At 68.4% G+C, this 18357-nt stretch carries 17 protein-coding genes and 1 pseudogene; 9 read left to right on the top strand and 9 right to left on the bottom strand.

Going from position 1 to position 18357, the window contains the following annotated elements; genetic code table 11:
• Positions 1-39: 39 nt before the first annotated feature.
• On the bottom strand, positions 40-468 hold the full coding sequence (locus ACIGXX_RS17575; RefSeq protein WP_399976516.1) for a peptidoglycan-binding protein: 429 nt from the start codon (positions 466-468) through the stop codon (positions 40-42).
• 298 nt (positions 469-766) lie between these two features.
• Here ACIGXX_RS17575 and ACIGXX_RS17580 point away from each other — a divergent pair, with 298 nt between their 5' ends.
• Positions 767-1282, top strand: a complete 516-nt coding sequence (locus tag ACIGXX_RS17580; RefSeq protein ID WP_399976519.1) for a hypothetical protein — start codon at positions 767-769, stop codon at positions 1280-1282.
• A 79-nt stretch (positions 1283-1361) separates the two neighbouring features.
• Here the strand turns inward: ACIGXX_RS17580 and ACIGXX_RS17585 are convergent.
• The 3 genes and pseudogenes from ACIGXX_RS17585 to ACIGXX_RS17595 form a co-directional block, all read right to left on the bottom strand.
• Positions 1362-1736: pseudogene (locus ACIGXX_RS17585) on the bottom strand (transposase family protein); the annotation flags it as partial.
• Positions 1737-1934: 198 nt separating this feature from the next.
• Positions 1935-2756, bottom strand: coding sequence for an MBL fold metallo-hydrolase (locus ACIGXX_RS17590; RefSeq protein WP_399976521.1), 822 nt, complete (start codon positions 2754-2756; stop codon positions 1935-1937).
• Between the two features lie 398 nt (positions 2757-3154).
• Positions 3155-4168, bottom strand: coding sequence for a saccharopine dehydrogenase (locus tag ACIGXX_RS17595; RefSeq protein ID WP_399976524.1), 1014 nt, complete (start codon positions 4166-4168; stop codon positions 3155-3157).
• 85 nt (positions 4169-4253) lie between these two features.
• Between ACIGXX_RS17595 and ACIGXX_RS17600 the strand changes: the two genes are divergently transcribed.
• Positions 4254-4844 (top strand): TetR/AcrR family transcriptional regulator, encoded by a 591-nt coding sequence (locus tag ACIGXX_RS17600; RefSeq protein ID WP_351167674.1) that lies wholly within the window; start codon positions 4254-4256, stop codon positions 4842-4844.
• Positions 4845-4901: 57 nt separating this feature from the next.
• A complete protein-coding gene (locus ACIGXX_RS17605; protein ID WP_361472358.1) occupies positions 4902-5207 on the top strand; it encodes a hypothetical protein in 306 nt (101 codons plus the stop codon).
• Positions 5208-5525: 318 nt separating this feature from the next.
• On the opposite strand, the gene ACIGXX_RS17610 is transcribed toward ACIGXX_RS17605, so the two are convergent.
• Positions 5526-6365 (bottom strand): SDR family oxidoreductase, encoded by an 840-nt coding sequence (locus ACIGXX_RS17610; RefSeq protein WP_399976529.1) that lies wholly within the window; start codon positions 6363-6365, stop codon positions 5526-5528.
• Positions 6366-6457: 92 nt separating this feature from the next.
• Between ACIGXX_RS17610 and ACIGXX_RS17615 the strand changes: the two genes are divergently transcribed.
• Positions 6458-6829, top strand: coding sequence for a helix-turn-helix domain-containing protein (locus ACIGXX_RS17615; protein WP_351167667.1), 372 nt, complete (start codon positions 6458-6460; stop codon positions 6827-6829).
• 747 nt (positions 6830-7576) lie between these two features.
• On the opposite strand, the gene ACIGXX_RS17620 is transcribed toward ACIGXX_RS17615, so the two are convergent.
• The 3 genes from ACIGXX_RS17620 to ACIGXX_RS17630 all read right to left on the bottom strand — a co-directional run bounded on the left by ACIGXX_RS17620 (position 7577) and on the right by ACIGXX_RS17630 (position 11408).
• Positions 7577-7831 carry a hypothetical protein gene (locus tag ACIGXX_RS17620; protein ID WP_351167665.1) on the bottom strand — a complete coding sequence of 85 codons (255 nt, stop codon included), beginning with the start codon at positions 7829-7831 and terminating at the stop codon, positions 7577-7579.
• Positions 7832-8369: 538 nt separating this feature from the next.
• Entirely contained in the window at positions 8370-9656 is a 1287-nt protein-coding gene (locus tag ACIGXX_RS17625) for an erythromycin esterase family protein (RefSeq protein WP_399976533.1), read from the bottom strand.
• Positions 9657-9902: 246 nt separating this feature from the next.
• Positions 9903-11408: an MFS transporter gene (locus tag ACIGXX_RS17630; protein WP_399976904.1), complete on the bottom strand. Its 1506-nt coding sequence runs from the start codon at positions 11406-11408 to the stop codon at positions 9903-9905.
• Positions 11409-11527: 119 nt separating this feature from the next.
• On the opposite strand from ACIGXX_RS17630, the gene ACIGXX_RS17635 reads away from it, so the two are divergent.
• Positions 11528-12091, top strand: coding sequence for a TetR/AcrR family transcriptional regulator (locus ACIGXX_RS17635; RefSeq protein WP_399976536.1), 564 nt, complete (start codon positions 11528-11530; stop codon positions 12089-12091).
• 100 nt (positions 12092-12191) lie between these two features.
• Here the strand turns inward: ACIGXX_RS17635 and ACIGXX_RS17640 are convergent, their stop codons facing one another.
• Positions 12192-13433, bottom strand: a complete 1242-nt coding sequence (locus tag ACIGXX_RS17640) for a PucR family transcriptional regulator (protein ID WP_399976539.1) — start codon at positions 13431-13433, stop codon at positions 12192-12194.
• A gap of 706 nt (positions 13434-14139) precedes the next feature.
• On the opposite strand from ACIGXX_RS17640, the gene ACIGXX_RS17645 reads away from it, so the two are divergent.
• The 4 genes from ACIGXX_RS17645 to ACIGXX_RS17660 all read left to right on the top strand — a co-directional run bounded on the left by ACIGXX_RS17645 (position 14140) and on the right by ACIGXX_RS17660 (position 18346).
• Complete coding sequence (locus tag ACIGXX_RS17645) at positions 14140-15582, top strand: DUF6801 domain-containing protein (protein WP_399976542.1); 1443 nt, start codon at positions 14140-14142, stop codon at positions 15580-15582.
• A gap of 119 nt (positions 15583-15701) precedes the next feature.
• Complete coding sequence (locus ACIGXX_RS17650) at positions 15702-16718, top strand: ABC transporter ATP-binding protein (RefSeq protein WP_399976545.1); 1017 nt, start codon at positions 15702-15704, stop codon at positions 16716-16718.
• Positions 16715-17512 (top strand): MlaE family ABC transporter permease, encoded by a 798-nt coding sequence (locus ACIGXX_RS17655; RefSeq protein WP_399976548.1) that lies wholly within the window; start codon positions 16715-16717, stop codon positions 17510-17512. Before ACIGXX_RS17650 ends, ACIGXX_RS17655 begins: the two co-directional genes overlap by 4 nt.
• A 3-nt stretch (positions 17513-17515) precedes the next feature.
• Positions 17516-18346: an MlaE family ABC transporter permease gene (locus tag ACIGXX_RS17660; protein WP_397707729.1), complete on the top strand. Its 831-nt coding sequence runs from the start codon at positions 17516-17518 to the stop codon at positions 18344-18346.
• The last annotated feature ends 11 nt before the right edge of the window (positions 18347-18357 follow it).

Below are 18357 nucleotides of genomic sequence, written 5' to 3' on the forward strand. Positions count from 1 at the left end.
TAGCTCCCGAAAGGCTGGCTGCTCCCCACGGGTGCTGCGTCAGCGGCAGGTTCTGTACCTGTAGCCGGCGTTGCGCCACTCGTTGTCGCCGTCCCTGAAGGCGTACTTGCCCTCGCTGTTGCGGATCACGGAGAACGAGCCGACGTCGCCGTAGTAGGTGAAGTTGAGCTGCTTGCCACGGGCCTCACTGCCGCCCGTCACCTTCAGCCGATCCTGCGCCCTGCTGAGCGTCGTGGAGGTCGGGACCCCGTCAGAGACCAAGCCCCATCGGTCCTGGATCTCTTCCGTAGCCCCTCGGGTGCTTGGGCCGAATATTCCGTCGATATCGGCGGGGTCGAGGTTCGTGCCGTTCGTCTCGTCAGTGCCTTCGGCCCACAGGACCTTCTGCCACAGGCATACGGCGTTGCTTTCGTCGTGGACAGAGTCGAAGCCCAGGTACGGCATCAGCCTGCGGGCTGCACAGGTCACGATCTGCTGTAGAGATTGAAGGAATCTTGTCAACTCCTGGCAGATTCCTAAGCGTCCGAGTCAGTCGTGGGATCAGCGCGGCGGACCGGGGTGGGCAGGCCACAGTCGAGGAACGCGAACGCCATGCCGTGAGCCGGCTCTCGTCCTGGACCCGCCGCCCCGCACCGCCGGGTCTGGCGCTGATCATCGCTCATCGCTGGCCCCGATGGCAGGCGCGCAGCGGTTCGGCCCTGGCGCCGGGAAACCGCAGTAGGGGAAGTGGTGGCAGTGGCCGGGCTGTTCGGACAGACTCCTGTGCATGGGGGACAGCTCACTGGTGATCGCAGGACTGACGGGGGCGACGGCCATCGCGGCCAGTTCCCTGGCGAGCTGGCTGACCAGCAGGGGCAACGCCCAGGCTGCTCGGATCCAGGTCGAGGCCACCACCCGGGCGCAGCGCCAGGAGGGCGTTCGACAGACCCGGCGGGCCGCCTACCTGGCCCTGATCGAGCAGGCCCAGGTCGTCGCCGACGGGCTGCGGGGTGTGGAGGGCCTGGCGGCTGCCGAGTCGCAAGCGGTCTTGGCCGCTCACCGTGAACGGCATCAGCAACTGCGCCGCGCGGTGACCCTCGTTGACCTGGAGGGCCCTTCTGCGGTCCAGGTCGCGGCGTCGAATCTGCTGATCATGTCGGGCACGCTCTCGACTGCTCTGGCGGCTACGGCTGAGAACGCCACTCAGGACAACCGCCGTGAGTTCCAGCAGACGTTACGCGCCTACATCCGTTTGATCGGGCCCTTCGTGGACGCGGCCGCCGCTGCTTTGGAGGCTGCCTAGGACGGCGCATCTCAGCCCGCATGAGAGCACCTATCCCGGTCGCAATGGTGTAGTGCAGGCCACTGAGCGTTTTCCAACCTCACGATGAGGCGTGGTGAAGGACCAGGACGGCTTTCACGACGCTGGTGATGCGGTTGGTGCCGCAGCGGAGTTTCCGCAGGAGGCACTAGCCCTTCAGGGCGGCCGTCGCCAGCTCACCGACACAGCGGATCTTGGCGTGATTGGTGTTGTGCCGGCGCTTCCATCGCTTGAGACGGCGGCTCCGAAACGGCACCCGGACAAGGGCGCCAGCGCCTTGATACCTCTTATCGGCCCGGCATTTGAGTCCCGCATCAGCAAGGGCTTCGATAGCCCCGTGTTGTCGCGCGGCGGTGAGGTCGCGCGTGGGTCCGGGCAGTGCGGGCGAGGCCCACAGCAGCCGGCCGAACGGATTGGTGAGGATCTGGACGTTCATTCGCGCAAGGTACGGCTGGACAGATCTATCGAGGACGGATAGACAAGGACGCAAAGCTCCTGGCGAACACGGGTGATCTTGGCCGAGGGCCCGTCTACCAGGAGCTTCTTCAATGCGCAGGATTATCCATCTCGCGGCCAGCGACGCCATCTTGGCAACAGTTCACTGACGGGGTCGTCCTGTGGCGGAAGCGGATCTCTAGTCAGGCCCCTCGGGCTCGCTCCCTCGGGCGAGGCTTCGAGCCTGCCCTTCGTGAATGCCGCTCGCCCACTCCCAGCCGGGCTTGGGCGATACGACCCGTGGGTCGTTGGAGACCCGGGCGTCACGTAGGTCCTCCACGTACGCTCGATCCAGTTTGATCCTTGCGCGTACCTCCTCGTCCCTGGCGACGGATCCGTGTCCGGGGATGAGGACATCGACATCGTCCGCTACGCCCTCGAGCAGTCCCAGCCCGACGAGGTAGTCCTCAATCGGGTTGTCGGTGTCGTCGAACATGGGAACGAAGACATCGGAGAGCATATCGCCGGCGATGAGAACTCGGCGTTCTTCGATCAACAGCGCCGCATGGCCCGGGGCATGCGCCGTATGCTCAATGATCCGCACCTTGGGGCCATCCCAAGGAAGCTGCGCGGTTTCAGCAGGCAGACCAGTGATGAGGCCGTACAAGGCCAGCGGTGTGTCCTCGGCGATTTCCGGCGGCAGCCCCTCGGCGACGTCAGCCTTCCAGTCCGCGTTCGACAACACATCCTGCATGAAGGCCGCGCAGCGGGCTGTGCCGTAACGAGGCGCTTCACCAAGTGCGGCATGCCAGAGCACGTGATCCCAATCAGGATGCGTCGAGAAGCCTGCAACCACGGGCTGGCCCAGCTCACGAAGGTCGTTTGCCAGGCAGGTCATTTCGGCGCCGGTAATCCCGACGTCTACGAGCAGCACGCCGTCCCTGCCATTCACGACAACGGTGTTGTTCTCGAGCAACTCACTCTGGTGGATCAGTACACCCTTGGCGACCTGCTTCAGCATGGGCCCCTCCCGTTTGAAGACTGCGGCCGCGTCTTGGCCGGCACTGGGTCGTTGGTCTTGCTTGGATCGAGCTCTCTGCCCGGTTTTGCCGCGTCACCCTGCCAGAAGTCTGACGCACATCAACACAACCGGACGGGGGTGTGCGATGGCGCCCCCCAACGACGAGACCGTCCACGGAAGCTTCTTCAGTGTTGAGCCTATGGCAAATGACTGCCCTGAGATGGCACTTCAGGTTGCAAGAGGCTCACTGCCATCTCGGTGCAGCAGCGCATCGATAGGGCTTTGGCATCGATAGGGCTTTGACGAGGAGGAGGCTGCGGCCATGAGGAGGCGCACCCAATTCCGATCATTCGGAACTGGGCATTGAACGGGGCATTAAGGCCGCTTCAGCAGGGCGTTCAGCTATCTCCGGGAGCATCGACGAAGGTGGCGCCGGTTTCCACCATCCGCTCGACCGCGTAGGCCGGGTCAAGCAGTGCCTCAGGGCTGTGGATGCCTGGTGGGACGGCTTCGCCCCGCAGGCCCAGCAGGCGCTCGACGCCGAGGGCGATGGAGAGTGCGGTCAGGGGGCGTTGCCCTGCCGGGTGGAGCAGGTAGCGACTCGTGCTGAGCGGCGCACCTTTTCGACCTACGCCTTCGAGGTCGATCCGGGCCTCGAAAGAGGCGGGTTCGCCGTGGTGCCGGCCCGCGGATTCACCGACGGCGAAGTCGAAGCGGACGTTCGGTGCGCCCGTCGCGAGGGCAAGGCTCGGTACGTCGAGGACGGCGATGCTCTGGCCGGGCAGGACACCGCCGTCGGCACTGGGCACATCCACCTGCGCGTCGGTTCCTGAGACCCAGGTGAAGACGCCGTCACGGCGTACCAGTCCCGCGGAGGTGACGGTGGACCACCGCTCCAGATCCGCTATTCCGGCAGGCCCGCCGGTGTCCTGTTCGTCCAGTACGGCGCCGATCCGGATGGTGTCGATCCGCTCGAACTCCCGGGCCAAGTGCAGAGCGGCGAGGACAACGGCGCCGGCGCAGAAGTGACTGGCCATCAGGACCGCTGAGGCACTCGCCTGCTGGGCGCTCGCGACGACCTCCGGTGCGACCTCCACCAGGCCGCTGGAGATGCTGAGGTACGGCACTCCGTGGCGCTGTGCGTAGCGCAGGCCGTGCAGATGGTTGTCCCACAGTGCGGCGACCACTGCCGAGTAGCCGTGATCGGCTGGAAGGCCGAGATCGCTGCTTGCCAGATCAATGGTCACGGCGGTCGCGGCGCCGAGTTCGTCGGCCACCCGCTGTGCACGGTCGATGTCGCGCCCCGCGATCGTCAGCGGCAGTGCTGGGTGCCAACGGCGTAGGAGGGCGGCGGCCCCCGCACCCGCCTGGCCCGAGCCGCCCAAGATCAGTACTGATTCCGGTTGTCCCACGGTGGTTCCCCTCGCATCCATGAAGCTACATTTTGTAACCTACGTTTTGTAGCCTAAGCTGCGATGCAACGCAAGGGAGGGCGACATGGCCACCACGTCGACCCGCCTGTCCAAGCAGGCCAGGCGGGAACAGCTGCTCGACACCGCTGTGGAGCTCGTGCGCACCCAGGGGGCCGACGGCCTGACTCTGGTCACCCTCGCCGAGGCAGCCGGGGTGAGCAGACCGATCACGTACGACCACTTCGGCACACGCCCCGGTCTGCTGCTCGCGCTCTACCAGCGACTCGACGAACGTCACCGGGCCGCGATCGCGCAGACGCTGCAGGAGGCTGCACCCACCGCTCATGAGGTCGCCCGCGCCCTGAGCGCCGCATACTTCACCTGTGCCACCGACATGCCGGAACTCAGCGCCGTGTCCGCCGCGTTGAGGGGGAATCCGGAGATGGAGGCGATCCAGCACGAGCTGATCGACGGTTACACGGACCTGATGGCCTCCGCGCTTCAGCCGCACTCCCGCCTCGCCCCCGGAGCCCTGCGGCTGCGCTGCGTCGGCGTGCTGGGTGCGGCCGAGGCGATTGCTGCCGAGCTGAACCGGGAACGGACGACTGTCGACGACTCGGTCACCGCACTGACCGATCTGATCGTGGGCAGCCTCGCTGCCAAGACCGACAGCTAGGGCCTGACTTAAAGAAGATCTTGCCGAGACAGTGCTGAGGTCGTGCATGATGCGTGCGTGGAGCATCTCTCTGTCGATCTGCGCGCTTCGCTTCGGCTGTTCGCCTTCTACCTGGCGAACGGCACCATTGACGTCGAGTTGCTCGATGAGGTCGATTACCGCTCCACCGTCTTTCACTCCGGCTCATCGCTGGAGCAGGTCTTCGCGATCTACGGCAACGTGCTGCGAGTCGATGTCGACGCCATGGTGCTGAATGACGGGGACGCGCAGTACCGGGTCGCGCAGTGGATTCGGGCGTGCTGCGACCCGAGCTATCGGGTAGAGCCGCCGTTCGAAGCCTGGGAGACCGAACTCCACCTTTGAGGGCCGGGCACTGCCCCCCGAACCGGTCCGGGACGCCCTCGGGCGCGCCCGGACCACGTCATCGGCGACAAGGGCTACGACAGGCCCCAACCACGTCGGCACCCACCCCCACCCACCCCGGCCGCAACCGCGCCGCACCGTTCACCGATGACGCTCTCCCACTGGCGTGAGGCGCGCGGGGAAGCGTCGCCAGGCGACGACGTGCCGCTCCCGCGGCGCCAACCTAGGCTCGCAAGGTCAACGGAGGTGCGGCCGCAGCGTCGGTTCCGGCCCGCCTGAGGGCCATGTCGGCGTCAACTCCAGCGGCGCTGGCCAGTCTCAGCGGAACGCGGCGACATTGCGGACGGCCCAGTCGGCGAAGGGGCGTGGGGCGCGGCCGAGGATCTGCTGCACGTCCGGGCTGACGCGCAGCTCGGCCGGGCTCGGGGAGCCGAGGATGTCCAGCGTGTCGTCGGCAAGCTCCGCCGGCATGCTCTGGGACATGGCGGTCTTGGCCTCGTCACGGGTGAGCTCGTGAAACCGCACCGGCGAGCCCAGGGCGGCAGCGATGGCCTCCGTCTGCTGGCGCGGAGTGATCACCTCCGGGCCGGTCAGCTCGTAGATGCCGCCGGTGTGCCGGTCCTCCAACAGGCAGGCTGCCGCGACCGCGGCGATGTCCGCCGGGTCGATGATCGGCACCCCGACGTCGCCGAAGGGCGCGGCGACGACCTGTTGCGCACGGACGGACTCGGCCCACCACAGGGCGTTGGAGGCGAAGCCGCCCGGCCGCAGGATGGCCCACTCCAGGCCGGACTCCCGCAGCATGTCCTCCAGTGCGCGCATCGCGATCCGCGTCTGGCCAGAGGGTCTGGTCACCACGCCCAGCGTGGAGAGCAGGACGACCCGGCGGACCCCGCTGGCCACAGCTTCGCTGATGATGTCGGCAGGGTTGGCTCCAGTGGCGTGCAGGTCGCCGGAGAGCAGCAGGAACAGCGCCTTCGCCCCGGTCAACGCGGGCTTGAGGCTGGCCGGCTTGGTCAGGTCGGCCGCCACGTGGCGGACACCGTTCGGCACCTCCGTCGTATGCCGTGACACTGCCGTCACCTGCTGGCCCGCCTCGGCCAGGGTCTGCGTCAACGGTCGGCCGATATTTCCGGTAGCCCCGGTCACTACGATCATGGTCAGCTCCTTGTCGGATGTCCTGTGTGGGCTGCACGCTAGGAGCAAGGGCTAACTTTTGGTAAGGACATACCTTGAGGTAAGCTCATGAAATGACGGGAAGTGTGCAGCACAGGCAGGCCGAGGTGGGGGAGCGGTATGACGTGTTTCACACCGACTGCCCCGCGCGTGACGTGGTCGACCATGTGACCAGCAGGTGGGGCGTCTGGGTGCTGATCGCGTTGCGGAGCAATAGCCTCCGGTTCTACGAGCTGCGCGAGAGCATCCAGGGCATCAGCGAGAAGATGCTCGCCCAGACCCTGCGTGCGCTGGTCCAGGACGGCCTGGTCTGGCGGGAGGTCGAGCCGACGACGCCGCCTCAGGTCACCTACGGGCTGACCGAGTTCGGCCAGGACGTCGGCGAGCCGCTGACGGAGCTGTTCGACCGGGTCACACAGCGGCTGTCGCCGCGCAGCGCGGGATAGCGTGGCACTGGCTGGTGCGTGCGCATCCGCGACGCGATGGACGACCTGCTGAGCCGGCTCTCCGCCCTGATTCAATAGCGCCCTCTGGCCGCCCTGAACGCGCTGCATGACCTCCAGGTGGAAGATCACCACGACCGTGACCCGTGGCCCGGTGCAGCGGCGCGGCGTGGCAGCAGGTAGCCAACCAGCTGGGATTCTCACGGCAACTGGCGTGGAAGAGGTCCAAGTTCGCCGGTTCCACCGAGGGCGTCGACGATGCCTGCGCGAAAACCGGAACGCTTTCGATCGCGCGCCGCAGATCGGCGCGCACGCCACCGAACCCGAGACGCCGACCGGTGCCCTCGAGGCCCGCGACTCGCTTCTGTTCACGATCGCCCGCGGGGCCTCGTTCGTCGTCGCCACGCAACCGGGCTGGGCCTCCGCGTGCTGGGCGAACTCGCACACACCGACCGGGACTGATGACCGGCGCACCGCAGGCGGACGTCGGCGTACTCGTCCCCCCTCCGACGCCGGCGGCTTCGAGATCGCCTTCACCAGGACCACCACCGAGCCGGTGAAGATCAGCACGCCGATCCGACAGGGAAGACGGTCCCGGCGGCTGCCAGGATGCGACCGCCGACGCCATCCCAGCGCCGCGGGTCGTAATCCGCTAACCCGGGAAAAGGACCTGGCCGCCGCGTTGCGGCGGCCAGGTGGCACGCGACTACCGGGACTTCAGGGCCCCGGCAGGGTCTCGTCGGGGCAGGCTCAGAGCCAGCCCGGCCCGCAAGCGGAGCCGCCGCACGTGCCTCGGATGGCGCGGCTCTCGACCACGACGTTCCCGACCACGATGCGCTCGTCGGTGTTGTCGACCACTTGCAGGGTGTCCTCACCTTCCATGTCCATGGCCTGTACGTGGCCGGGCTGCAGGGGAGCCGACTCGGCGTAGGCGGTGCCTGCACTGCCGCCGAGCGTGATGGCGGCCGTGACGGCCAGAAGTCCGAGCGAACGACGCATGCGCATACGAGGAATCCGTTCTGAAGCAGGGATCTTTCCTGGGACAGAATGGCTGCGCCCGTTCACTCTGTGTTAGCGCCTGGCGGTGTTCTGATCAAGATTCACTCGGTTGCGGAATACTCGTCCTGCAACCGCGGGACACGCGCTGACCTGCTTGGACATCTGGACACTTGGGCGGGTTTGGGGCTCCCACCGACAAGATCCGCCCGTCGGCGGGCGACACGATCCGTCATCAGTCGGGCGATGCACTGCACTTCTTTCTGGAGCGCAGGGTGGCTGGCAGTCACCACGGTGATCGACGCGGCCAATGTCGACGGCGAGGGGACGGCGAGGAGACCTGCCCTACCGCGCAGGCCGCTCCTCGGCGCGACACCACGGACCCCCGGTCATCCCCGGGCGCAATTCCGCCCTCATCACCCTCGTAACCTTCGCTGCCGACACCCCTCCGGCCGTCCTCGGCTCACGCCTGGGCGTAAGCCTCACCAGCACCCCGAAGCAGTGGCAGTCGTCCACGTAGGTCAGCTTGGGCAGCCTCCCGCGGGTCTCAACTCGGTGCGATGTCGGCGATGTCGGCGATGGTGGAGGCCGGGGTGCTGAGGATGCCGTCGAAGGCGTCGAGGACGGGGGTGTGCAGGTAGACGCTCTGCAGTCGGATGCGGTCGGGGCCGCTGAGGTTCTTTGTTCGTGCCCGGCGGAGGTCGGCCATGCCGAGTCCGGTACCGGTGTCGGCGAAGGCGGCTTCGATGCTTCCGGGCTCGGGCGGCCCCAGCGGGGTGTCGTCGATGGCGAATCCGAAGGGAGCCTTCTCGTCGCGGCGCATCTCGGCGGTGTGTCCCGTGGGGCTCGTGAGTCCGAGGGCGAAGTACGCGTCACCCAGGGCGTTGTGCAGGTGCTGTCCCATGGGGAGCCCGGTGAGGTGGCCGTCGAAGGTGATCGGTGTCTTCTGGATGTGGGCGTTGTGGGCCACCAGGATGACGCGGGCATCGGGTTCGAGGTGGTTCAGGTGCCACAGGAGTGATTGGGCCATGTAGAGGTCGCGGGCCGAGGTGTCGGCGGTGAGGCCGTCCCCGGCGAAGAGGCCGGCCATGGCACGGAAGGTGTAGTCGCCGTGGCAGGCGCCTTCGAGGCGCCGCAGGGCGATGTCGTAGCTGCGCCGGTCTCCGCGGGAGAGGTACAGCGGTTTCAGGGAGCGGAATCGGATGAGCAGGCGGGCCAGGAGCGCGCTGAGGGTGTCCTGTTCGGCGGTGGCCAGGCGGGCCCAGGCGGGTGCGGCCACGGCCGCGGAGTCCCCGGCGAAGGACTCGGCGATCCTCATCGCGGCCTGGACCGTCGGCAGCGTTTCGGGGTCGATCTGGCGCAGGTAGTCGGCCACCGGGGTCAGGGCGGGGAGCAGTGACCCGCCCGCCGCGGGGATGTCGATTCCCGCGAAGCTGACCGGTGGTGTGGCGGTGCGGTTGTGCCGGCGTAGGAAGCGCAGCGGCTCCTGGAGTCCGATGGGGATGGTACCCGCGAGGTGGGCGGCGAGGTCGTCGTCCGCTCCCTGGCCTTGCGCCCAGGCATCGAGGGGGAAGCCTTCGCTGAAGCCGTATTCGAAGGCCAGGGCGGTGAAGCCGCAGCGTTCGACCAGGAACCGCAGGATGCGCTGGCGCATCTGGGCGAACTCGGCGATGAAGTGGGAGTGTTCGCCGAGGGCGACCACGCGGACACCGTCGATCATGCCGCGCAGTGGCTCCAGGTCGTCCAGGGGCGCGTCCGGGTCGAGGTGGCTGAGCGGGACGGCATGGCCGTTGAGCCAGTCGGTGAACGGTGTGGGGTCGGTGGTGGCAGGCATCTGATGGCTCTTTCGTGAGGGCAACCGGGGAGGGTGCGGGCACGCGGATGGGTCAGCGGTGCGGGGGTGCGGGTGCCGCGTCCTGTGGTGCGTCGATGCTGCCGGACATGATCGCTCGCGGGCGTTCTCGAACCTCTCGCGGGGGTCATTCGTGAGAGGTGCGGAGCGTCATCCTGTTGGCCGGGAGGCGTCCCGCCGGGGGATCATCTGGTGGGACGTCCCTCCCGACCGAGGTCGGTGTCGCCGTCAACGGCTGTTCGCGGGCGCCTTGTTCGAGGTGGGGGCCGTATCTGGATCGGTGGAGCGTTGCGGCGCGGCGGAGCCTTCCGCGGGCTGGGACCGGGCCAGCCACAGGCCGGTGAACACGGCGGTGGCCAACGTGACGGCACCGGCAGCGAGGAAGGCGCTGTTGAGGCCGGTCTCGAAGGAGGCGCCGCCGGATTGCCGGGTGCGGACGATGGCTCCGAGTAGCGCCACGCCGAGCACCGCGCCGATCTGTCGGGTGGTGCTGCTGATGCCTGATGCGAGGCCGCCCTCCTGCGGGCTGACTGCTTGCATGGCGGCTCCCGTCAGCGGGGACATGGTCAGGGCGAAGCCGGTGCCGATGACGCCCAGCCGCCACCACACGTTCCCGTAGCCGGTGTCGGCGTGCACCATGCCGAGCGCAAGGAGGCCCAGTCCGGCCAGGGACATGCCGGTGGTCACCACGATGCGGAAGCCGTACCGGGCGGCGAGCCGGCCCGCGTACGGGCTGACGATCACCATGGCGAGGGATACCGGCAGGGTCTGCAGGCCGGCGCGCAGGATCGAGCTGCCCTGGACGTACACGAAGTACTGGGAGAAGAAGAACGACGAGCCCATGAGCGCGAATCCCACCACGACCATGGCGGTGTTGGACACGGTGAACAGGCGCTCGCGGAACAGCCGCAGCGGCAGCATCGGAACAGAGCGACGCGCTTCGACGGCGACGAAGGCGGCGAGGAGGAGCACGGCGGCGGTGAAGCCGGCCAGGATCACCGGCGACGTCCAGCCGCGGGCACCACCCTCGATCAGTCCGTAGGTCAGCGCCCCCACCCCCAGAACGGACAGCACCGTCCCCGGGACATCGATCGCGGGGGCGTTCGGATTGCGGGCCTCTTCAAGGCTGCGCAGACCGAGCAGCAGAAGGGCCACGCCGATGGGCACATTGACCAGGAAGATGGCGGGCCAGCCGAAGGCATCCGTCAGCACGCCGCCGGCCACGGGGCCCGCGGCCAGACCGATTCCACTGAGTCCGGCCCACAGCCCGATCGCCTTGACCCGTTCTTGCGGCACGGGATAGGCGGCGGCGAGCAGGGCGAGCGAGGCCGGGCTCAGCGCCGCGGCCCCGATGCCCTGCAGCACCCGGCCTGCGACCAGCCAGCCGACCGAGGGCGCGAGGCTGCACAGCACCGACGCGGCGGTGAACACCGCAACACCGGTCAGGTACACCCGCTTGCGGCCGAACCGGTCGGCGAAGACACCGCCGGACAGCAGCAGCATGGCGACCAGCAGTACGTACGCGTCGACGATCCATTGCAGACCGGTCAGCTCGGTGTGCAGCCGGTGCTGCATGTCGGGCAGCGCTGCTCCAACGATCGTGTTGTCGAGCAGGACCATGAATTGGCCCAGGCAGGTCACCGTGAGCAGCACGGCCCGGTTTCGTCGACTGCCTGGGGCCGCGGGTGATGCAGTAATGGGGATTCCTCTCAACGGTCGGTCGCGCCTCTCCATGGCCGACATGGCCGACACGGACGAATACCGGGCGCTCTAACGCAGCCAGCGACTGCGTTAGGCGACTATAGGGAGGGCTGCCCCGTAAACGCAAGTGGCGACTGCGTTAAGGTGGGGGCATGAACGAGCGACAGCGAGCCCGGAGGCCCGGCGGGCGCAGCGCCCGCGTCGGTGCGGCGGTGCATCAGGCCGTCATCGACCTGATCAATGAGCGTGGCTACGGCAACTTCACCGTCGGGGAGGTCGCGGCCCGCGCGGGCGTAGCCGACAGCAGCATCTACCGCCGGTGGGGCAGCCTGGAAAACCTGCTCACCGATGTGGCGCTCGCCCGCCTCAACGCGCAGTCGCCGATGCCCGATACCGGGAGTCTGGCCGGCGACCTGCGCACTTACGCGGCACAAGTGGCCCGCGAGATCACCGGGCCCGATGGTCTGATGGTGCTGCGCCTGGCCGTCGCCCTGTCGGGCAGCGGTCAGCAGGGTCTGAAGGCGGGTGACGACCTCCGCGCCGAACGCACCCGGCAACTGCAGTCCATGCTCGATCGCGCCAGCGAACGTGGCGAGCACGCGCCCGACGCGTTCGACGTGCTGGACCACATCATGGCCCCGATGTATATCCGCGTCCTGTTCGGCATGGAGCTCACCCCGGACTACGTCGACGGGCTGGTCGACCGAATGCTGTAACCCCAACCCGGTCCCACGGGGCCAGCCTTCGGACACGGTGCCAGGGTTCCGTGAGGCGCTCTTCTGCGTGCCATCCCGCCTCAGGCATCCAGCCCTCTGGTCAGCCCGTGATGGCCGATGGGCCCGGGCGACGCGTCGTGGTGTTCCGGCGGGAGCGCAACTCCAGCGCGCGCAGGACCAGTTCGGTGGCGAACCGGGCGTCCGGTGAGGCCAGCAGGTCGCCGAAGACCTTCTCCAGATTGCGCAGCCGGTAGCGGACCGTCTGCGGGTGCAGATGGAGCGCGTCGGCCATCTGCAGGACGTTTCCGCGGGTGTCGAGCCACGCGCGCAGGGTGCTGATGAGCCGGTCGCGCTGATTGGCCGTGAGGCCCGCCAGCGGAGTCAGCTGCTGCTTGGCGAGCGCCGAGATGAGGCCGGGATCGGCGAAGAGGGAGAGGGCTACCAGGTGGTCCTCGCAGTGGATGTAGGCGGCTTGCTCCAGGATGCCCGCCTCGGCAAGACCCAGGGCTCTTCGGGCCCAGCGTAAGGACTCCGCCGCGTCCGCCAGCGGCACGGTCAGTCCCACGGCCGCGCGGATGGTGTGCGGGGCCGCGTCCATGAAGGCGCGGCGGTGCTCGTCGACGGGCCCGGGGATCAGGGCGTGCGGCAGCGAGGAGCCCAGGTCGACCAGGACGTCCTCGGCGATGGCGCCCCGGTCCGGCCGTCCGTCCGTGCTGAACGCGATTGGTGTGACCTCGTCGGGCAGCTGCCACTTGGCGCGCTCGGCGAGTTCGACGAGGGTCGCCCGGGGGACGGAGACCTCCGAAAGGAGGTGCTTCAGGAGCCGCTGGCGCTGGATGTCCTGGCCCTGCTCCATCTCGGCGCGGGCTTCCTGGTAGCCCTCGCGGGAAACCTCCATCAGGTTGTCCACGTAGGCCAGGAGGGCGTCGGCGAAGGAGAGCATCAGGCCGGCCGGCAGATTGAGCCGCCGCAGTACGCCCTTGGCCCGGTTGAGGGCGAGCCGGGCGCCGAGCCGGAAGATCGCCTGCATGGTGTCCAGGCTGCGGCCCTCGTAGGCCTCGAAGCGGCCGAACATGCGGCACACCTTGTCGCGTTGGACGGTGGAGGTGTCCGGGGCGGCGACCTGGTCCACGAAGCTCGTCAGATTGTGCTCGACGATAAGATGTACGGCCCGGGAATAGGGGCCGTCGAGGACTTCCGCGTACTCGGGGTAGGAGCGGTGGATCTCGTCGATGACTTCCTGGATGAGTCCGGGCAGTTCTGGGCGCATGATCGCGGCGAACTCGCGAGGGAGAGCGGACACCGGATGCCCCGCATCCCCCGCCTTTAATGCAGTCGTCATGGAACTCCCCTTACTCCGCCCGTGATCGAAACCGCTGACCGGCAGTGGCTGGGGACGAAACCGGTCCCGGGCGACCCCGGTGGCCGCCGGCTGGCGGCGGGTCACAACTGATCTTGGCGCTTTGGAACCAGTGGCACGGTAGACCATGGACAGCCGGTGCGCACCCTGCTCATCACTCCCTTTCGGTCAACGCCGTTCCACTGGTGAGGTGTTCAGGGCGCCCTGCCCGAGCGGGGTCCGTCAAGAGGTCGGAAGCAGAGTGCTCACCGCGGGATGAACCTCTTCCGCATGTTGTGGTCCGGGTGACAAAAGCGAGTACCTGCTTCCGGTTGTGTTCGCGCGAGGAGAGCTGGATGCGCCCTTCGTCAAGAGGGCGGGCGCGGAGTGCTCACCTGCGTACGAAGCCGCTCTCGGATTTGCTGTGCCGAGGACAAGGAAATGCCTGGTGATTTCGGTCCGGGATGCTTTTCCAATTCGGCCGTTGCGCCGCTGAGTTACCCGTGCGTAAGGTCCGGATCGCAACGGAACGGGAAGCAGATCGGGCCTTGTCGGACGGTATTGCCCGATGTCTGCTTCGGTCCTCCGGGTGCGGATGCCCCTTCGCGCAAGTGGTCCCGGCTCTCCCCGGGGACTGCGTGAGGACCACTCCATCGGACCCCGCGGCGGCCCCCCTGCCGCGGGGTCCGCCTCTGATCGGAGAGCAGCGATGACTGGTGCCCTGAGCGGCGGGCGCACCGCACGACTGGCCGCGGTTGTCGTGGTGGCCTGTGTGCTCGGCCTGCTGCCGGGCTCGGGCTCGGCCGCGCGGGATCAGCGGGAGGCCCGGCTCGCGGCCGCGTACGACTGCGCACTGCCCTCGGGCACCCGGCGGGTCGAGGTCGCCTTCGACGCCACGTTTCCCGACCGCGGTGCGATCGGGAAACCGATCAGGCCCACGGCGGTGAGCGTACGGGCGAGCCTGCCGCGTCCGGTCGTGGCCGAGCTGCTGCCCCAGGGGACGGCATCGGTTACGGGGACGGCCGTGCTGGCCACGACGGTCGCCCAGGGACGGGAGCGGGTGGGGGCCCAGTGGGCGGACCTGACGTCCGCGGACGTGGAGCTGCCCGCCCGGGGCGCGATGGAGATCGGCTTCAGCGGCCGCGTGCCGTACGTCACCGTCGACGCCGCGGGCGATGTCACCTTCACGGCGGGGAAGTTGGACCTCACCCTCACGGCCTCAGTTCCTGGCGCGCCGGGCGCGCGGTCCGCCCCGGCCGAGCTGGCCTGCACCCCGGCCTGGGGCGCGGACACCCTGATCGCCGCCGTCCCTGTCGAGGCGCCCGCCTCGGGGACGCCCACGCAGCCGGCCACCGGCTCCGCGGCCCCGGACAGCGATACCCCGCTCGATACGCCGCGCGACACCTCCAAGGGCATCGACGCAGGGCCGCAGCCCCGTGCCGCCACGGACGCCTGCCCCGCACAGCCGCCCGCGGGCAAGCTCGACCCCCAGCGGCTGCCGCCGGTGCCGCCGGGCGGCGAAGCCAGTGAGCTCGAACCGACCTCGATGTGCGCGGTGCCGGCGGGCGTTGCCACGCTGCGCAAACTCAAGAGCTCGGCCCTGGTCAACGACCCGCGCGGGCGGCAGCTCGGGCTCATGCACCTGGCCATGCGGATGCGCGAGGTCAGGGCGCCCGACTACGTGGAGTACGACCACCTGGGCATCATGCAACTGCCCGACACCCAGGGCACGTTCCTCACCTTCGGGTTCCAGCCGACCACCGCCAAGGTCCGTTTCGAGCCCGAACCGGCCACCATCGTCAACATCATCCGGCCGGGCAAGCCGGCCGTCACCAGGGTCGGCTACCGCCAGCATCTGCGTCTGTACGACGTACGGGTCAACGGGGTGCCCCTCGACGTCGGGCCCCGCTGCCGCACCTCGCGGCCCGTCGAGACGGAACTGACCGGAAACTATCCGGTCAGCGAAGGCGGTCTGCTCCAGGGCGAGTTGGACATCCCGGCGCTTTCGGGGTGCGGCGCGAACGGCGAGGACCTGGACGCCCTCCTGTCCGGAGCGGTCTCCGGGCCCGGCAACGCACTGAAGATCCGCCAGGGGCGTGTCTGCGGCGCCGGATCGACGACCTGCAAGATCCCGGAGCTTCCCGACCTCTGACCGCCGAGCAAGTCGCTGATCACTGAGCGAACCGCTGATCGCCGAGCGAGCCGAGGTCCGACAGCGCAAGGCCGAGACCTCAACCGTGAGCAACCCCGAACTCTGAGCAAGGAGGTGCGATGGGAGTCGAAGTGGTCATCGAAGGACTGACCAAGTCGTTCGGCAGGCAGAACATCTGGCAGAACGTGACCCTGACCCTGCCGCGCGGCGAGGTCAGCGTGATGCTCGGCCCGTCCGGCACCGGCAAGACGGTCTTCCTGAAGTCGATCGTCGGCCTGGTCCGCCCCGAGCAGGGGCACGTCCTCATCGACGGGGTGGACATGGTCAACAGCCGCGAACGGGACGTGTACGAGGCCCGCAAGCTGTTCGGCCTGATGTTTCAGGACGGCGCGCTCTTCGGCTCGCTCAGCCTCTTCGACAATGTCGCCTTCCCGCTGCGCGAGCACACCCGCAAGAAGGAATCGGAGATCCGCCGCATCGTCATGGAGCGGCTCGATCTGGTCGGTCTGGCCGGTGCCGAGAAGAAGCTGCCCGGCGAGATATCGGGCGGCATGCGCAAACGTGTGGGCCTGGCCCGGGCGCTGGTGCTCGACCCGCAGATCATCCTGTGCGACGAGCCGGACTCGGGGCTCGACCCGGTGCGCACGTCGTATCTCTCGCAGCTGCTCATCGACATCAACGCGGAGATCGACGCGACGATGCTCATCGTCACCCACAACCTCGACATCGCGGCGACCGTCCCGGACAACATGGGGATGCTGTTCCGCCGCAACCTCGTCACGTTCGGGCCGCGCGAAGTGCTCCTGACCAGCGAGGAACCGGTGGTCGAGCAGTTCCTCAGCGCCCGCAGGGCAGGCCCCATCGGCATGTCCGAGGAGAAGGACCAGGCCACCTTGGACCTGGAGGCCGCGCACGGCATCGTCGCCGGACCCGCCACCGAGCGCACCATCGTGCCGCAGCTGGCGCCCACTCCAGGACTGCCCGAGCGCCAGGCGGTGCGCCGCCGCCGGGAGCGGGTCCAGGGCATGCTGCACGAGCTGCCGCCCGCGGCCCGCCGCGCCATCGAGGCGAGCCTGCGAGAGGCGGACACCCCCACGCTCGCCGCACCCCGGGTCGCCAGGGGAGCGGCCACATGAGCGCGCCCCCCGCACCACGTCAGCCCCTGCCAGGCCTGGGCGTGCTGCGCGAGATCGGCCACATGTTCGCGCTGGCCGTCAGCGTGCTCCGCCTGATCTTCAAACGGCCCTTCCAGTGGCGCGAGTTCGTCGAGCAGTTCTGGTTCATCGCGAGCGTCACGATCCTGCCCGCGATGCTGGTGACCATCCCCTTCGGCGCGGTCATCGCCCTCCAGGTGGGCTCCCTCATCGAGCAGTTCGGCGCCCAGGCCTTCACCGGCGGCGCCAGCGTCCTGGTCATCATCCAGCAGGCCAGCCCGCTGATCGTGTCCCTGCTCATCTCAGGCGTCGCCGGATCCGCGATCTGCGCGGATCTCGCCTCGCGCACCATCCGCGAGGAACTGGACGCCATGCGGGTCATGGGCGTATCGCCCGTTCAGCGCCTGGTCGTGCCCCGGGTGCTCGCCGTGATGCTGGTGGGGCTGCTCCTCAACGGCCTGGTCTCCGTGGTCGGCACCCTGGGCGGCTACTTCTTCAACGTCGTGATGCAGAACGGCACCCCGGGCGCGTACGTGGCCAGCTTCTCCGCCCTTGCCCAACTGCCCGACCTCTACATCAGCGAGCTCAAAGCGCTGATCTTCGGCTTCATCGCCGGCGTCGTCGCCGCCTACCGCGGCCTCAACCCCAAGGGCGGCCCCAAAGGCGTGGGCGATGTGGTCAACCAGTCCGTCGTCTTCACCTTCCTCATCCTCTTCTTCGTCAACATGGTCATGACGGGCCTCTATCTCCAGCTCGTCCCCCCGAAGGGGCTGTGAGCCATGGCCCTGACGGAACGCGGCGGCAAGAGCCGCGCCTTCGCCTGGCTGGACCGGCCCGGCGACGAACTCCTCTTCTACCTGCGGGCGCTGTTCTGGATCCCGCGCGCCGTGCGCCGCTACCCCAAGGAGATCCAGCGCCTGCTCGCCGAGGTCGCCTTCGGCAGCGGCGGGCTCGGGGTGATCGGCGGCACCGTCGGCGTGATGATCGGCATCACCGTCTTCACCGGCACCGTCGTCGGCCTCCAGGGGTACGCGGCGCTCAGCCAGATCGGCACCGACGCGTTCACCGGCTTCGTCTCCGCCTACTTCAACACCCGCGAGATCGGCCCGCTCGTCGCCGCCCTGTCCCTGTCCACCACGGTCGGCGCGGGCTTCACCGCGCAACTCGGCGCGATGCGCATCAACGAAGAGGTCGACGCCCTGGAGAGCATGGGCGTGCGCTCGACGCCCTTCCTGGTCAGCACCCGCATCGTGGCCGGCGCCATCGCCGTCATCCCGCTCTACGGCATCGGGCTGCTCGGCTCCTACCTGGCCTCACGGGCGACGACCGTGCTGTTCAACTCGCAGTCCACGGGCACCTACGACCACTACTTCAACCTCTTCCTGGTCCCGACGGACGTGCTCCTGTCCTTCCTCAAAGTACTGATCTTCAGCGTGCTCGTGATCCTCGCGCACTGCTACTACGGCTTTCGCGCCTCGGGCGGCCCCGCCGGCGTCGGGGTGGCCGTCGGCCGCTCCGTGCGCACCGCGATCGTCCTCATCAGCGTCACCGACTTCTTCCTCAGCCTGGCGCTGTGGGGCGCCACGACCACCGTGAAGGTCGCCGGATGAGCGCCCCGCCC

Origin of the sequence: Streptomyces sp. NPDC055243, from assembly GCF_044544025.1 — a bacterium.
GTDB lineage: Bacteria > Actinomycetota > Actinomycetes > Streptomycetales > Streptomycetaceae > Streptomyces.

What these genes read in the sequence shown, in the direction of transcription:
- ACIGXX_RS17580 (WP_399976519.1), top strand. Translation starts at nt 767, where the DNA reads ATGGGGGACAGCTCACTGGTGATCGCAGGACTGACGGGGGCGACGGCC.
- ACIGXX_RS17615 (WP_351167667.1), top strand. Translation starts at nt 6,458, where the DNA reads ATGACGGGAAGTGTGCAGCACAGGCAGGCCGAGGTGGGGGAGCGGTAT.
- ACIGXX_RS17600 (WP_351167674.1), top strand. Translation starts at nt 4,254, where the DNA reads ATGGCCACCACGTCGACCCGCCTGTCCAAGCAGGCCAGGCGGGAACAG.
- ACIGXX_RS17660 (WP_397707729.1), top strand. Translation starts at nt 17,516, where the DNA reads ATGGCCCTGACGGAACGCGGCGGCAAGAGCCGCGCCTTCGCCTGGCTG.
- ACIGXX_RS17635 (WP_399976536.1), top strand. Translation starts at nt 11,528, where the DNA reads ATGAACGAGCGACAGCGAGCCCGGAGGCCCGGCGGGCGCAGCGCCCGC.
- ACIGXX_RS17625 (WP_399976533.1), bottom strand. Translation starts at nt 9,656, where the DNA reads ATGCCTGCCACCACCGACCCCACACCGTTCACCGACTGGCTCAACGGC.
- ACIGXX_RS17610 (WP_399976529.1), bottom strand. Translation starts at nt 6,365, where the DNA reads ATGATCGTAGTGACCGGGGCTACCGGAAATATCGGCCGACCGTTGACG.
- ACIGXX_RS17655 (WP_399976548.1), top strand. Translation starts at nt 16,715, where the DNA reads ATGAGCGCGCCCCCCGCACCACGTCAGCCCCTGCCAGGCCTGGGCGTG.
- ACIGXX_RS17630 (WP_399976904.1), bottom strand. Translation starts at nt 11,408, where the DNA reads ATGGAGAGGCGCGACCGACCGTTGAGAGGAATCCCCATTACTGCATCA.
- ACIGXX_RS17590 (WP_399976521.1), bottom strand. Translation starts at nt 2,756, where the DNA reads ATGCTGAAGCAGGTCGCCAAGGGTGTACTGATCCACCAGAGTGAGTTG.
- ACIGXX_RS17620 (WP_351167665.1), bottom strand. Translation starts at nt 7,831, where the DNA reads ATGCGCATGCGTCGTTCGCTCGGACTTCTGGCCGTCACGGCCGCCATC.
- ACIGXX_RS17650 (WP_399976545.1), top strand. Translation starts at nt 15,702, where the DNA reads ATGGGAGTCGAAGTGGTCATCGAAGGACTGACCAAGTCGTTCGGCAGG.
- ACIGXX_RS17640 (WP_399976539.1), bottom strand. Translation starts at nt 13,433, where the DNA reads ATGACGACTGCATTAAAGGCGGGGGATGCGGGGCATCCGGTGTCCGCT.
- ACIGXX_RS17645 (WP_399976542.1), top strand. Translation starts at nt 14,140, where the DNA reads ATGACTGGTGCCCTGAGCGGCGGGCGCACCGCACGACTGGCCGCGGTT.